Source organism: Verrucomicrobiia bacterium (assembly GCA_036405135.1).
Classification (GTDB): Bacteria; Verrucomicrobiota; Verrucomicrobiia; order Limisphaerales; family JAEYXS01; genus JAEYXS01.
The window spans coordinates 25,070-40,145 of the sequence record DASWYF010000028.1; the positions used below are offsets into that span (position 1 = coordinate 25,070).

Below are 15,076 nucleotides of genomic sequence, written 5' to 3' on the forward strand. Positions count from 1 at the left end.
GCAGAGGAACTACCAGTTGTCCGGGCTAAGGGGTGCATGACGAAGGATTGAATACAAACTGGATAATCCCGCCAAGGAAGAAGGTGGAGGTGAGGGGGAAACCCAAGAATCTAACGCCCGACTTCTAGCGAAGAAACTGCAGGTAGTAGAGCTTCCTTATCCCGCGTGCGGGACTGCTACGGGCAGAAAAATCGCCGCACATGTGTGCGGCGATCTTGTTTAAATTTTAGCCTGCTTTGCTGTGCCCCAGGACGGACACGCTCCTGTTAGGCGGTGATTTCTTTTAGCGCGGCGCTGAAGGCGTCTACGGCATCTTCACCGAAGCCGACGAGGTAGACTACTTCGATGCCTTTGTTGTCGCTCAGGAAACGGGCGATCTCCTGCACGGCCACGCGGGTGGCCTGGTCCAGAGGATAGCCGAAATTGCCAGTACTGATGGCCGGGAAGGCGACGCTCTTGAGGCCGTAACCTTTCGCGAGCTTCAGGCTGTTCTGATAGCAGGAGGCGAGCATCTGGGGTTCGCCCTGATCGCCGCCTTTCCACACGGGACCGGCGGTGTGGATGACGAAACGGCAGAGGAGCTGGTGGCCGGGGGTGATCTTGGCTTCACCGCGTTCCACGCCGCCGAGGCCATGGCATTCGTCCACGAAATCTTTTCCAGCAGCGGCGAAGATGCGGCCCTCCAGACCACCACCGCCTTCGAGGCTGCGGCTGGCGGGGTTCACGATGGCATCGATGGCGAGGCGCGTAATATCCGCCTTGATGAGGGTGATGCGGGAGCCGGTGGCGGTCTCCAAAGTGGTGAGGGGCTTGATCTCTTCCGCTTTCAGGGCGGGTGTGCTGGGCGGAGGGGGCTGGCCGAAGGGGGCCTTGCGCTCACTGGAGATGCCACCACCGCTGCCCGCCATGCGGCGTTCGAGCTCGGCGATGATGTCCACGACGGCGGCGGCGGTTTCGCGCTCGACGCGGTCGATTTTCTGGCGATGTGCCTCGTAAACCTTGGCCAAACGATCAGCTAGCTCACCCATAAGTCAGAGATTTTGTTGGAGCCTTTAACCGGTGCCCACCGGTTGATGGGTGGGCGTGACGGGAAGTAGTTAACGCGATATCGGGGAAAGTTCAAAGTTCAAAGTTGCCAGCTATTAAACCGTCGGTAAGTCGGCTGCTGCAAAGAAGAGAGGGCGAGAGTGATAAGGGTTGCGACGAACCGCAGTTTTCCTTGTTTCCCGGCTGGGCATTTCTCCATAACATGTGCCGCTCATGAATATCATTGAGGAACTGCAGTGGCGCGGCTTGATCGCCGATCAGACGGATGCGGAAGGCCTGGCGAAACGCCTGGCTGAAAAGCCCATCACGCTCTATGCCGGTTTCGATCCCACGGCGGACAGCCTCCATGTCGGTCACCTGGTGCCGTTGATCGCCTTGCGCCGGTTCCAGAATGACGGACATTTCCCGATCGCTATCGCCGGTGGGGCCACGGGCAGCATCGGTGATCCGAGCGGTAAATCCGCCGAGCGTTCCTTGCTCACGAAGGAGATGATCCAGGCGAATGTGGATGCGGTGCGTCCGCAGTTGGGTCGCTTGCTGGATTTCGAGACGACGAAGAATCCGGCGAAGCTGTTGGACAATGCGGATTGGACGGCGCAGTTGAGCTTCCTCGATTTCCTCCGGGACATCGGCAAGTTTTTTACGGTGAACCAGATGGTGCAGAAGGAGAGTGTTCGTGCCCGCATGGAAGACCGTGAGGTGGGCATCAGTTACACGGAGTTCAGCTACCAGTTGTTGCAGGCGTTTGATTTTTATCACCTGAACCAGAAGTTCGATTGTGAATTGCAGATCGGTGGCAGCGATCAGTGGGGCAATATCACGGCGGGCATCGATCTCTTGCGCAAGAAGGGCAGCAAGTATGGTTACGGCGTAACGCTGCCGCTCATCACGAAGGCGGACGGCACGAAGTTCGGCAAGACGGAGGGCGGCGCGGTGTGGCTCGATCCGAAGAAGACGAGCCCGTACCAGTTCTTCCAATTCTGGATGAAGACGGATGACCGCGATGTGATCCGTTACCTGAAATTCTTCACGTTCTTGCCGCAGGACGTGATCGCGGATCTGGAAGCGAAGCACACGGCGAATCCGGGTGCGCGTGAGGCGCACAAGGCATTGGCGAAGGCGTGTACCGATCTGATCCATGGCGAGAACGCGACGCAGGAAGCAATCCGCGCGAGTGATATTTTGTTCGGCGGCAGTCTGGCGGGTTTGGCGGAATCCACGTTTAACGAGATCGTGGGTGAAGTGCCGACGAAGGAATTGCCTGCTGGGCAGTTCGCTGGTGCGGGTTCGACTTTGCTTGATGTGCTCGTCGCCTCCGGCCTCGCGACATCCAAGGGGCAAGCGCGCAAGGATGTGGAAGGCGGCGGTATCAATGTGAACAACGAGCGTGAGACAAATATCGCGCGCTTGCTCGTGGAGAATGATTTGTTATTCGGGAAGCATATCCTTTTGCGCAAGGGCAAGCGGAACTATGTGGTGATCACGGCGAAGTGAGTTTGTGGCGTTGGAGCGCGACCTTTAGGTCGCTTCAACGCGAATATTATCACGACGGGTGAAATATTTGAGGGCAGACAAAAAGAATCGGTGCTCATTCTGAACTCTGAACCATTTTTCACACGCTTGGCTGGTGGATGTTGAAGCGGCTTAAAAGCCGCGCTCCTAGCGCGTTGGATTGGCGGATGCATGAGTTGCATGCGAACCTTGATTTGCGTTCAATGTCATTGTGGTTTTTAACGTCAGATTACCTGCTATGAAGACGCTGCGTGTTTTTCTGGTTCTGATCGTGGGGGCGGTTTGTGCTCAGGCGGCGGAGTTGCCGGGCGACAAGCTGCTGGCGGAATATTTCCGCAAGGAGACGGCGAGGGTTTCGGAGGACACGTTTAAGGGGATCAAGACGTTGGAGGATTGGAAACGCGAACGTGCAGTGGCCAAGAAACAAGTGGAGGAGATGCTTGGCCTTTCGCCCATGCCAGAAAAAACCGATCTCAAGGCGAACATCACGGGGCGCATAGACCATGAGCAATTCTATGTAGAAAATCTCCATTATCAGTCCATGCCCGGTCTCTTCGTGACGGCCAATCTGTATGTGCCGAAGAATCTCACGAAGAAAGTTCCGGCCATCCTCTATGTCTGCGGTCACGGGCAGATGAAGACGAACGGGGTGAGTTTTGGGAACAAGACCGCGTATCAACATCACGGGGAGTGGTTCGCTCGGAACGGCTATGTGTGCCTGACGATTGATACGATCCAACTCGGAGAACTGGAAGGCATCCATCACGGCACGTATCGCGAGGGGATGTGGTGGTGGAATTCGCGGGGTTATACGCCAGCGGGTGTGGAGGCGTGGAACTCCATCCGCGGATTGGATTACTTGCAATCGCGTCCAGAGGTGGATGGCGAGAAGTTGGGCATCACGGGACGTTCTGGTGGTGGCGGTTACTCATGGTGGACGACGGTGCTGGATGAGCGCATCAAGGTCGCTGTGCCGGTCGCAGGCATCACGGATCTTCAGAACCATGTGGTGGATGGATGTGTGGAGGGGCATTGCGATTGCATGTTCATGGTGAATACGTATCGGTGGGATTACGCAAAGGTGGCGGCATTAGTAGCCCCTCGGCCCTTGCTCATCGCAAATACGGATAAGGACCGCATCTTCCCGCTGGATGGTGTGGTGCGGTTGCACAAAGACGTGGCGGCGATCTACAAACTTTACGGTGAAACGAATAATCTCGGTCTGCTCATCACGGAGGGGCCGCACAAGGACACGCAGGATTTGCAGGTGCCCGCGTTTCGGTGGTTCAACCGGTTTCTGAAGGGTGAAGAGCCCCTGATCAGCATGGCGGCGGAGAAGTTGTTCAAGCCGCAGGAACTGAAAGTTTTTTCCTCACTGCCAACGGATGAGCGGACAACGAAGATCCAGGACACATTCGTGCCGATGGCGAAGCCGCCGGTCCCCGTTGACAAGGTGGGGTGGGAGAAGCAAAAGGGCGAATGGTTGTCCGCATTGAAGGAGAAGTCATTCCGCGGCTGGCCCACGGAGTGGAGTCCGAACAAACCCGGCCTGCGGAATCAAACGGGTGCGGACACGATCAAGCTGATTCTTTGGCGATTCACCAGCCAGGAGGGTGTGGAGCTGCCGCTATATTGTATCGCCAAGGGCAATCACTTGGCGGCGCGCAAGGTGAAGCTCCAGGTGGTGGACGAGAAGGGTTGGGCCAATGTGCTGGCGGCATTCTCCGCGTATCAAGCGGGCAAGTTGGGGGATGAACTGGCGATCACGCCAGGTGTGAAACCGGACATGCTGGCGTGGATTAAGATGGTGGCGGATGTGGAGACAGATCTGACGGCAGTAGTGTTCCTGCCGCCACGCGGCATCGGCCCGACGATGTGGGATCAAGACAAGCGGGAACAAACACAGATCCGCCGTCGCTTCATGATGTTGGGGCAGACGCTCGATGGAATGCGTGTGTGGGATATCAAGCGAGCGTTGGAAGTGTTGCAGACGGAATTCCCGGATCGAACGGTGCAGTTGGTGGGTGAGCGCAATCAGGGGATCAACGCACTGTATGCGTCGTTATTTGTGAATGTGGTCAGTTCATTGGAGCTGATCGAGCCGCCGTCATCACATATGACAGGACCGGATTATCTGAATGTTTTGCGGTATCTGGATATCCCACAGGCGCTGGCGATGGTGGCGGAGAAGACGAAGGTGAAGGTCACGGATGGCAAACCGGAGGATTTCAAGTGGGCGACGGATGCGGCGAGCAAGCTGGGCTGGCCGCAGGGGCAGATAAAGTTCATCGATGCGAGAGCGGAGGCGAGGGAGAGGGCGAGGAAGGCGTTGGAATAGAGAGGCTGGGGGTTAGGGATGTGGCTGGCCAGTTTCACCACTGTTGGCGAGTGGATGTTGAAGCGGCATGAATGCCGCGCTCCAAGGGTCAGTTCGGCCTCCTGACCTCGGCGGCTACGGAGTTGGTTTTCTTTTCCTGTAACAAACGCGGATGGATGCTTAATGTGAGGGGACAAGCATTAACGTGTCCGATACGAGTCCATCTACCAAGGCGCCGTCGCTGTTCGTCACCACCCGCTGGTCGGTGGTGCTGGCGGCGCAAGACAAGGCGTCGCCGGATTCCGCGGCGGCCTGGGAAACCCTGTGCCGCACGTATTGGTATCCGCTCTATGCGTATGTGCGGCATCAGGGGCACAGCCCACATGATGCGCAGGACTTGACGCAGGAGTTCATCGCGCGGTTTCTGGCGAAGGATTATCTCAAAGCGGCGGATCGCGAGAAGGGGCATTTCCGCACGTTTCTACGCGTAGCTCTTAAAAGATTTCTCCTGAACGAATGGGATCGCGTGAAGGCCCTCAAGCGCGGTGGTGGACATGCGATTGTCTCTTTCGATACGGAAGTGGCGGAGGCGAAATATCAGACGGAGGCGCACGGCAAACCATCGGAGCAGGTGTATGAACGTGAGTGGGCCATGGCGCTGCTGCAAAAGACGATGGCGGATTTGCGCGGCGAGTATGAACGGGCGGGTAAGACGAATGAATATGAGCGTTTGAAGAATTGCCTGACGGCGGATCGCGGAACGATCAGTTACGGGCAGATCGCGACGGACTTGGGCATGAGCGAGGGGGCGGCGCGCGTGGCGGTGCATCGGTTGCGCAAGCGTTTTCGTGAAGTGTTCCGCGAGGCGGTGGCGGATACGGTTTCTGAAGCAACTGAAGTGGATGACGAAGTGCGTTATGTGGTGGGTTTGCTGAGCCAGGGATAACGTCATGAGATTTTTTGTAACAACGATGACAGGCCGCTTAATCACTAGGTAATGAGCGATACTGGTCATACAAAATGCCCGCGGTGCGGCAAGGAACTTACGGCGTCGGCGCCGGAAGGATTGTGCCCCGCCTGTCTGGCGGGATTAAATTTCGCTACAGAGACGAATCTGAGCGGCGCGGATATGAAGGACGCTCTGCCGCCGATGACGCCTGCGGAACTGGCTCCGCATTTTCCGCAGTTGGAGATATTGGAGTGTTTGGGGCGCGGCGGTATGGGGGTGGTTTACAAGGCGCGGCAGAAATCGCTGAACCGGATGGTCGCGCTGAAACTGATGGCGCCGGAGCGGGTGCAGGATGGGAAGTTCGCTGCACGCTTCGAGAAGGAGGCGCAGGCGCTGGCGGTGCTGAATCATCCGAACATCGTGACGGTGCATGACTTCGGACAGGCGGGTGGTTTCTATTTCCTGCTGATGGAGTTCGTGGATGGCGTGAACCTGCGGCAGCTCCTGCGCTCGCGTAAGCTGCAACCTGCGGAGGCTCTAGCCATCGTGCCACCGATTTGCGAGGCGCTGCAGTATGCGCATGAGCATGGCATCGTGCATCGGGACATCAAGCCGGAGAATCTGTTGCTGGCGAAAGATGGACGGGTGAAGATCGCGGATTTCGGCATCGCGAAGATATTGGGAAACCCAGCGGACAAAGACGAGAAAGCAGAAGACAAGGCAGCTGCTGATGGTGCCACACAGCACACGACGATGGGGACGCCGCAGTATATGGCGCCGGAACAGCGCGAGCATCCGCAGACGGCAGATCATCGGGCGGATATCTATTCGCTGGGCGTGGTGCTGTATGAGTTGCTGACGGGAGAATTGCCGGCGGACAAGTTGCAGCCCCCTTCACGCAAGGTGCAGATCGATGTGCGGCTGGATGAAGTGGTGTTGCGCGCACTGGAGAAGACGCCGGAGTTGCGCTACCAGACGGCGGGAGAGTTCAAGACACGGGTGGAGACGGTGACCGCAGGGAACAGTCCGTCCTCAAGTAAACACCCGACTTTAATCAAACAGGCCCGTGGCCGTTACACTTCGCCGGAGTATCTGGCCACGCCGGGGGGAGGATTTCTCAAGCACGAGGGCAAAGGAGAGCTTTCGCTTTATTCGGATCATCTGATATTTGCTGCCTCCGGGAAGCGGACCAGGATTCCTTTTGATTCATTGCGGCAACTGGCCGCTGCTCGCGGGCCCAGATGGACGAGTCCCGCGGGGCACCAATACCTCTCGCTGATCTATGACGATGGCAGCCGCAAGAGGCACCTGTTGTTCATGGCCGGGGAAGGAATCTTCAAAACCGCTGCGGATACGGAGGATGACGCGGCGGACTGGATCGCGGCGATCCAGGCAGCGGTCTTGGAGAATGGGGGCAAGGCGTTGATCGTTCCAGAAGGCGGTCCTCTTGTGGTGGCGGCTTCGCCTGGGCTGACAGCCTTCATCCTGCTCCCGTTCTTTGTTTTGGCGGTTTTCGCATGGTTGTTACCGCTTATGCCGGGCCCGCGACCGGGATCGGGGCATGATTCCAATAGGTGGGTTCATTTGGGGCCGCTGCTTGCATTATTGGCTGGAGCTGGTGCCGCGCTGCTATTTTTCTCCCGCCGTACCAGACGGACATCAGGGAAAGGCAAAGTCAATGGCAGTCAAGCCCGGGGGAACGCGTCAGAAGCGGGGACGGCATCTACGCCCCCAGCCGGTTTGGCGAAGGAAAGAGCCTCTAGAAACACCAGTGTGGGGAATCATGCAGGCAAGGTGATCTTCTACGTGAGTGTGATCTTGGGGGTGCTGCTGATCGGAATGTTGCCGTTCCGTTTCAATCGTGATTCGGCCTATCTTCTTCTGGTTGGGGTTTCCCTGATGTTTTCGATTTTCGCCGGGGTGATGATGGAGAGGAGGTGGCGCCGGGCGATCACCTCACAAGATCTGAACAGCATTGAGCTATGGCAGGCGCGTTTCAAGGCGTTGTCGGTGGTGGCGTGGATATTGTCATTGCCGGTGATCGGATTCGGCATCTTCTTTCTCGTGAACGTGCTGTCTGAAAAAGGCGGATGGAATCCGGCAGTGTCCGAGGCAGTGCTGGTGCCGTTGACATGGCTGGGGATGCTATTCCTGCCGTGGGCGGGAGCGAGGTTGAGCCGTGTGGAGTCGAATCCGCCGGAGAAATCGCGGGGCAGCGGTGGCGGAGGTGCCTTCGTGTTGCGGTTGGTGATCTTCCTCGTGTTCATCGCGGTCTTCGTGAATGTGGCCTCAAAGACGCGGGAACACGCGGAGACGGACTGGCGTGAGGCACAGAAGCAGAAGCTGGCGCAGGCGATGTGGTCACCGATGTCTGAGCGCAAGATCAATGAACCTCCCTTTATCGCGCATCTGCCAGACGGCCGCCGGTTGGAACTGCTGGCGGTGCGGTTGCCGAAGACGGATAAGAGTGAGGCTTGGTGGAAACCGGATGGGTCACCTTCCATTTATGGTGGGGACGTGCAGATGGAAGGGACATTGACCTCGTCCAACGGAGTTTTGGGTTTGGTCAGGATCGAGCCGAGGTTTCAAACGCTATCAGACAATATGGCCTCCTTTCCGGATGGCTACAGGATGGTGCTTAAGAATGGTGTGCGGCAACCGACGGGTGAGCTTTCCGTGATGCACTTCGACCGGGTCGTGGGCGATGGGGAGACGGCCAGCCTGTTTGTGAGGGTGGGGGTGCGGGATTGGGACACGTTGCTGGTGATGGAGGCGGGTGTCGGAGGCTATCTGAAGGGAGGAGCCGCACGCAGACAGTGGGAGTTTTCCGAGACATCGAACGGTAACCTCAAAGTATCCACTAAAAACCTGATGAAGCAGGAGGGGATGGAGTATTCATTGGTGGCCATCGGCAAGGATGGGAAAACATATCGCCCCAATTTGATCCAGGAAACGAAGGCGACCGGGAAGGCGTGGAGCGAGTATGAGGCGGGTTTCGATTCCGGGGGCATGACGGATGCCTTAAAGCTCAGCGAGGTGAAAGAGGTGCGCTGGCGGGCACGAACTTTAGATACGGTGGAGTTCCGGAATGTGTCGCTGAAGCAGGGAAGAATCACGCAGGTGGAGGTGAGGGATTTGGGGACGGATCTAAGAACAAGGGAGGAAGCAGTCCGCAGAGATGCTGATAATACCAAGGTGCTTCTGGGCACAGCCAGCCTGATCCAGGCCAAGGCCGATGGCCTAAGCTGGCGCTGGCGGGTGAACAAGCAGCGGTCCGCGCGGCTGCTCTTTGGCCTTACCGATAGCGACCTTAATGGCGTGCTGGGAACAATCGTGCCGGTATCGCTCCGTGAAAATGAAGTGGTGAATGGTGATTGGAGCGTGGAGAAGGACATTTTATTGACGACGATCAAAACGGGTGATTCCAGCCAGGTGAAGCTTGAGGAGAAATCCATCTCACCGCTGGCGAGATTTCAGCAGGCGGCGAGCGTTGGCACTACCTTGGAAAGCTGGCAGCAAATCACCAGCCAGACTCAACCGATCACGCTCAGCAGCACCTATTATCAGACGCTGTGGGAAGCCGAGGTGGTCAGATTTTCTGCGGATGGAAAAACCAGATCACCCCGTAGATTGCGCGTGGTCGTACGTTTGGCTGACCCGGATGAGGCGGAAAACATCGAGGTTTTGCAAGATAGTGATCCAGTGAAGGAGGTCCGGGCGATCGAGAACAAAGGAATAGTTTCCATGGGGCAAGCGATGGATACGGCGAGCAAATCGATAGCACTCCGTTCGGTGACCAATAGCTCTGGAGCCATCAGCTTGATGAGCAGGACGGCGCTGTTGCCGGGGGAGATTCTTCAACCGGTTTTGCGGTTTGAAGATGGCCGATTGGAGCCCGGCAGCGTCACCTATTTTGTCATCAAGCGTGAGAGGTCCGATTATGATACGCTTTCGCTAACGTGGCAGCCTTTTCCGGGCTTGGCACCGGAGTTGGAGTTGGCTGCGGTTGAACAGATCCGGGAACGGTGGACCAGCAACAACATCATACTCCCACCCGGGCAGGCATCGCGGGTATTCACGGTGACCAATGCCGAGGGGGTCTTGATCCACGGCGAGGTGAATTTCAAGCGTAGTCATTCCGTTGTCGGGGAGACAAATGCGGCTGCCAGTCTGGTTTTCGAGAAGACCTCCGGGTTCGGCCAGTCTCTCATGTTGCATTTTTATAATGGGAGCATTCCGGAGGGGTATAAGTTAGTGGCTAACGGGGTGATTCCAGAGAGCCTTAGCGGAGATACGCATACGCATGTTAGCAAGGGAATCCATGGTCAAATGGGGACTTTTTCATGGAGTTTGCGCCCGCGAAGAAGTTTGACCAGAGACGAGTTGTTACAGAGGGGTGGATTCATGGGTGCAGGCGGATTTGCTGAAGAGGCGGCCCGCCAGATCAACAATCGCGGTGCCAAAGGCCCGATTGTGGTGCGACCGGGAAAACCCATTGAGCTGTTCTCCGTCACCAATTCCGCCGGGGAAGTTTTCAAAGGCTCACTCGAACTTGTGGGGAACAAGCCATAGGCAGTCAGGCATGGTTGCTGATATGGGCGTAAAAAGAGCGGCGGCCGAGGTGGCCGCCGCTCTTGCTTGATTGCGGTATGCGTTGAGGAATGGCGCAGTGGCAGGGCATTTGCGCATATTTGCCGATTGCGCGGAAACAGCCGCTTATTAGTATCCAGCTTGTGAACTCCCTGATGACACGTCTGGCGAGTGTTTTGGCCATCGGTTTGCTGCTGGCCGTGAATCAAATTTCCCTGGCTGCTGAAGGGGCCACTACGGCGTCCAAGCCCACGGAAAATTCCTTGGGCATGAAGTTTGTCGCCGTCCCGGGCACCAAGGTGCTGTTCTGCATCTGGCCGACGCGCGCCCAGGACTTTGAAGCCTTTACCAAGGCCAAAAACATAGACCGCAAGTGGGCTGAGCCCGCCCTTGGTCCCACGCACCCGGTCGTCAACGTGTCGTGGAAGGATGCCAAAGACTTTTGCGCGTGGCTGACGGAGCACGAGCGCAAAGCGGGCAAGATACCGGAAGGCTCCTACTACCGCCTGCCGACGGATGAGGAATGGAGTGTGGCTGTCGGCATCGCGGACAAGGAGCAAGGCGCGACGCTGACGGACAAGATGTGGTCCGTGAAGCTCTACCCATGGGGAGAGGATAAACGGCCGCCAAAAAACTTCGGCAACTACCTTGCGGAATGGATGGTCGATGATTTTGAGAAGACCTCGCCGGTGGGGAGTTTCAAGCCGAACGCTTTCGGTCTCTATGACATGTCCGGTAATGTCGCGCAGTGGTGTGAGGGTCTGCTGGATCCAAAAGCAACGGACCGCCGCCTGATCCGAGGCTGTTCGTGGAATCGCTCTGGTCATCCTTACAGTTGGTCCAGTTACCGTGCCCACGGGGATCTGGATCACTGGAGCGATGACCGTGGCTTCCGTGTGGTGCTGGCCAAGGAACCATTGCCTGACAAACCTTAATTTCCTGACATGCTATGAAGACATCCATCGCTTTCGCCGTCGCCCTGATGTTAGTGGCTTTGATTCCTGCGCAAGGGGCTGATCCAGAGCCCAAGGTGTTCCATGATCTTTCGGTCAAGATCGGCAAGAAGACGGCGGACAAGGTGTTCGAGATACCGGTCCCCAAGTCGAGGGTGCAAAACTGTTCTGATACCGGGACGGCTTATGAGTATCGTGTCACGGGCACATTGACGGTGGATACCTCGGTGATCGGCGGGGATTTGCCGCCCAAGGTGACGGTGAGCGGATTGGACCGGCGTATCACGGGGAAGCTGGAGGCGGAGCGTCAGGCAACACTCCGGGTGAAACTGGCCATCAAAGCCAAGCCGCAGAAGGACAAGACGAAGCCACCCGTTTACGAGTGGGTTTTCGAGGGCTTCACGCTGAAGGACGAGAAGGCGAATTGCAAATAGCGGTGCGGTGGGGTGATGGACGCAAACCCCGACTAAAACGCCGGGGCAAGGAGGCGCAGGATTATTAGCCACGGATCAACACGGAAGCACACAGATTGGGGGAAAGAAAACAGGCGACTAGAAGGTCGCCTGTCTGGTTTTGTGATTGGGGGAGACTGGACAGGCGGTGGCGCCTGTCCCACTACATTGCGTGACGGGCGAGGGCGCCCGTCCGACTATGGCAGGTGAGGCGTCTGCTCCACTTCGGCTTACTTAGGATTCGCTGCACCCCAGCCGCGGACGAAACCGATGCATTGGGCGATGTCGGGCACGGAGTTGTCCCAGTTGTATTCGTATTCGATGGAGATGTTGCCGTCGAATTTCTGGCGGCGGAGTTCGGCGAGCATGTCGCCGATGCCGGTGATGCCGGTGCCGAAGATCATGTCGTGGTTGCTGGGCCCAAGGGCGCCACGGTCTTTCATGTGGAGGCTGATGATGCGGCCTTCGAGGAGCTTGATGGCGTCGATGGCCTTGAGGCCGGAGGTCTGCCAGTGGCCGACATCGGCGGCGGCACCAATGCGCTTGTCGCGGTTCTTTACGAGGTTCAGGACGTATTCGGGGTTCCAGATCTTGTAATCGGTGTTTTCCACCTGCTGGCCATCCGGGCCTTTCTTGAAGCGCTTGGCGTGCTGGTGGAAGCCGACCTTGATATCGTATTCCTTCACCATCTTCTCAATCATGTCGATGGAGCCATCGGATTCCGTGGTGATGGCGTAGAGGCCCATCTTTTTGGCGAACTCGAAGACCTTGCGAGCACCGGCTTCGTCATTCGGGATGGGGACGACGCCGTAGTTCACGACTTTGATGCCGTGTTTCTTGAGTTTCTCTTTTACGAGGTCGAGGATTTCGTCCGGAGCGTTGTGATTGCAGAAGGCGTCGGGGCGTTCCTTGCTGAGTTTGTGATTGGGGTAGAGCTCGATGACTTTGCCGCCGGTCATTTCGGTCTTTTCAATGGCTTCGAACAGGGTGAAGCGGTTGAAGCTGTAGGCTTGCACGCCCACGGCGAATCCGCCGGTGTGGTATTCAGCGGGGATGGGGTTGGCGGCTAAGGTGAGGCTGGCGGGAAGAACGGCCAGCGCGGCGATCAGGGACAACAAGGCGCGTTTGGTGAACGGGGATTTCATGGGGGATGTGATAGCGGGTAAGGGCTTGGGGAGCAATGATGAATGAAGAAGGAGCTGGGGAAACATCGAACATGAGAGGGAGGAGGTTAGGTCTGCCTCCTGATCCCGCATGCGGGACAGCTACGAGAGAGGAATCGAGGACGACGACGAGGTCGAGGGACGATTTCGATTATTAGGGGGTGCTTGCGGTCTGGTGGGGGACGGGCGATGATGGGGCGTAGCGGAAAGTATTTGAAATGGCGAATCATGCAGGATTGACGGCGGCGGACCCGGCGTATGCGAAGAAGCGCTCCACTTGGGAGGTGCTGAAACGGGTGGCGGTGTATCTAAAACCTTATCGGGCTTTGTCGCTGGCGACGATCGCCTGTGCGTTGCTGACGGTGCTTTGCTCGTTCGCGTATCCGAAGCTGACGGAGTATATCATCGACCATGTGATCGGTGGGAAGCGAGGGGATCTGCTGGTGCCGTCCATCTTGGCGTTGTTGGGGGCGTTTGTGTTGCGGGATGTGTTCGATAGTATCCGTATCCGCATCAACAATATCTTGGAGCAGAATGTGGTGTATGACATGCGGCGGGAGGTTTATGGGAAGTTGCAACGGCTGCCAGTGGGGTATTTCGATCAGCGGGCTTCGGGGGATCTGATGACGCGGGTGATCGAGGATGTGAATTCCGTGGAGCGAGTATTGATCGATGGCACGGAGCAGGGGGCGGTAGCGATCCTGAGCATCTTTGGCGTTTTGGGCATCTTGTTTTATACGAATCCGACGCTGACTTGGCTGGCGTTGATACCCATTCCGCTGCTTTCGGCGGGGGCGCTGTGGTATACGCTCACGGCGCACAAGCGGTATCGGGTGCAGCGGGAGGCTTCGAGTGCAATGAATGCCTTGCTGATGGATAACTTGCAGGGTATCCGGCAGATCAAGGCGTTCGGGCGGCAGGAGCACGAGGATGTGCGGTTTTCAGAGCGGGCGGAGAAGCTGCGGGAGGGGACATTGCTCATCATGCGGGCATGGGCGAATTATTCGCCAGCGATGAAGTTTGTGGCGTCGGCAGGGTCGGTGCTGGTGTTGTGGTATGGCGGGAATCAGGTCTTGAACGGGCAGATGACGGTGGGTGAGTTGGTGAGCTTTCTCCTGTTCCTCGGGTTGTTCTATGATCCGGTGAATCGTTTGCATGGGCTCAACCAGATGATGCAGGCCGCGCGCGCGGCGGGTGAACGAGTATTTGATATTCTCGATACGCCGCTGGAGCGGTCGGCGGCGGAGAAGTTGGGTAAATTGAAGGAACCGGTACGGGGTGAGGTGGTTTATGAAAGGGTGACGTTCAGTTATGGACCGGAGAAGGTGGTGCTGAAGGGCGTGAGCTTGCATGCGAAGCCGGGGCAGATGATCGCCTTAGTGGGGCCGACGGGTGCGGGGAAGTCCACGATTGTGAATCTGTTACCGGGTTTCTATGAGGCGACGGGCGGGAAGATCACGATCGATGGGCAGGATGTGAGCGGCATCTCGCTGGAGTCATTGCGTGAGCATATCAGTGTAGTGAGCCAGGAGGCGTTTCTCTTCAATGGGACGATTCGCGAGAACATTCTTTATGGACGCTTGGAAGCGACGGAGGCGGAGCTGATCTCGGCGGCGAAGGCGGCGAATTGTTATGAGTTCATCAGCCGGTTGCCGGAGGGATTCGACTCCAAGGTGGGTGAGCGCGGGGTGAAATTGAGCGTGGGCGAGAAGCAGCGGGTGAGCATTGCGCGGGCTTTGTTGAAGAATTCACCGATCATCATTCTGGACGAGGCGACGGCGTCCGTGGATACGGCGACGGAGAAGCTGATCCAGGAGGCGTTCGAGCATCTGATGGCGGGGCGGACGAGTTTTGTCATCGCGCATCGCTTGAGCACGATCCGGAATGCGGACCAGATTTTGGTCTTGCGGCACGGGGAAATCATCGAGCGCGGGAACCATGAGGAGTTGCTGGATGCGGGCGGGCTCTATGCGAAGCTGGCGCGGATCCAGGATACGCGGTCGATCGAGGAAGGCTTCGAGAAGCTGGAGTCGGTTGCACCGACGGGCCAGTAGGCAATGAGTTTCAAGTTTTCAGTGGGAAATGGCGCAGTC

At 57.4% G+C, this 15,076-nt stretch carries 9 protein-coding genes; 7 read left to right on the forward strand and 2 right to left on the reverse strand.

Annotation, left to right across the window (positions count from 1 at the left end; translation table 11 throughout):
• Window positions 1-266: 266 nt before the first annotated feature.
• Window positions 267-1,028, reverse strand: coding sequence for a macro domain-containing protein (locus tag VGH19_14170; GenBank protein HEY1172511.1), 762 nt, complete (start codon window positions 1,026-1,028; stop codon window positions 267-269).
• Between the two features lie 232 nt (window positions 1,029-1,260).
• On the opposite strand from VGH19_14170, the gene tyrS reads away from it, so the two are divergent.
• From tyrS to VGH19_14200, 6 genes are all read left to right on the forward strand, one after another.
• On the forward strand, window positions 1,261-2,541 hold the full coding sequence (gene tyrS, locus VGH19_14175) for a tyrosine--tRNA ligase (protein ID HEY1172512.1): 1,281 nt from the start codon (window positions 1,261-1,263) through the stop codon (window positions 2,539-2,541).
• Window positions 2,542-2,797: 256 nt separating this feature from the next.
• Complete coding sequence (locus VGH19_14180; GenBank protein HEY1172513.1) at window positions 2,798-4,897, forward strand: CocE/NonD family hydrolase; 2,100 nt, start codon at window positions 2,798-2,800, stop codon at window positions 4,895-4,897.
• A gap of 184 nt (window positions 4,898-5,081) precedes the next feature.
• Window positions 5,082-5,822: a sigma-70 family RNA polymerase sigma factor gene (locus tag VGH19_14185; GenBank protein ID HEY1172514.1), complete on the forward strand. Its 741-nt coding sequence runs from the start codon at window positions 5,082-5,084 to the stop codon at window positions 5,820-5,822.
• Between the two features lie 51 nt (window positions 5,823-5,873).
• Window positions 5,874-10,397: a bifunctional serine/threonine protein kinase/MFS transporter gene (locus VGH19_14190; GenBank protein ID HEY1172515.1), complete on the forward strand. Its 4,524-nt coding sequence runs from the start codon at window positions 5,874-5,876 to the stop codon at window positions 10,395-10,397.
• A 161-nt stretch (window positions 10,398-10,558) separates the two neighbouring features.
• Window positions 10,559-11,350 carry an SUMF1/EgtB/PvdO family nonheme iron enzyme gene (locus VGH19_14195; GenBank protein ID HEY1172516.1) on the forward strand — a complete coding sequence of 264 codons (792 nt, stop codon included), beginning with the start codon at window positions 10,559-10,561 and terminating at the stop codon, window positions 11,348-11,350.
• Window positions 11,351-11,364: 14 nt separating this feature from the next.
• A complete protein-coding gene (locus tag VGH19_14200) occupies window positions 11,365-11,802 on the forward strand; it encodes a hypothetical protein (protein ID HEY1172517.1) in 438 nt (145 codons plus the stop codon).
• 248 nt (window positions 11,803-12,050) lie between these two features.
• Here the strand turns inward: VGH19_14200 and VGH19_14205 are convergent, their stop codons facing one another.
• Window positions 12,051-12,965, reverse strand: coding sequence for a sugar phosphate isomerase/epimerase (locus tag VGH19_14205; GenBank protein ID HEY1172518.1), 915 nt, complete (start codon window positions 12,963-12,965; stop codon window positions 12,051-12,053).
• 236 nt (window positions 12,966-13,201) lie between these two features.
• Here VGH19_14205 and VGH19_14210 point away from each other — a divergent pair, with 236 nt between their 5' ends.
• Window positions 13,202-15,037, forward strand: a complete 1,836-nt coding sequence (locus VGH19_14210; protein ID HEY1172519.1) for an ABC transporter ATP-binding protein — start codon at window positions 13,202-13,204, stop codon at window positions 15,035-15,037.
• Window positions 15,038-15,076: the final 39 nt, after the last annotated feature.

What these genes read in the sequence shown, in the direction of transcription:
- VGH19_14170 (HEY1172511.1), bottom strand. Translation starts at nt 1,028, where the DNA reads ATGGGTGAGCTAGCTGATCGTTTGGCCAAGGTTTACGAGGCACATCGC.
- tyrS (HEY1172512.1), top strand. Translation starts at nt 1,261, where the DNA reads ATGAATATCATTGAGGAACTGCAGTGGCGCGGCTTGATCGCCGATCAG.
- VGH19_14180 (HEY1172513.1), top strand. Translation starts at nt 2,798, where the DNA reads ATGAAGACGCTGCGTGTTTTTCTGGTTCTGATCGTGGGGGCGGTTTGT.
- VGH19_14190 (HEY1172515.1), top strand. Translation starts at nt 5,874, where the DNA reads ATGAGCGATACTGGTCATACAAAATGCCCGCGGTGCGGCAAGGAACTT.
- VGH19_14200 (HEY1172517.1), top strand. Translation starts at nt 11,365, where the DNA reads ATGAAGACATCCATCGCTTTCGCCGTCGCCCTGATGTTAGTGGCTTTG.
- VGH19_14205 (HEY1172518.1), bottom strand. Translation starts at nt 12,965, where the DNA reads ATGAAATCCCCGTTCACCAAACGCGCCTTGTTGTCCCTGATCGCCGCG.
- VGH19_14210 (HEY1172519.1), top strand. Translation starts at nt 13,202, where the DNA reads ATGGCGAATCATGCAGGATTGACGGCGGCGGACCCGGCGTATGCGAAG.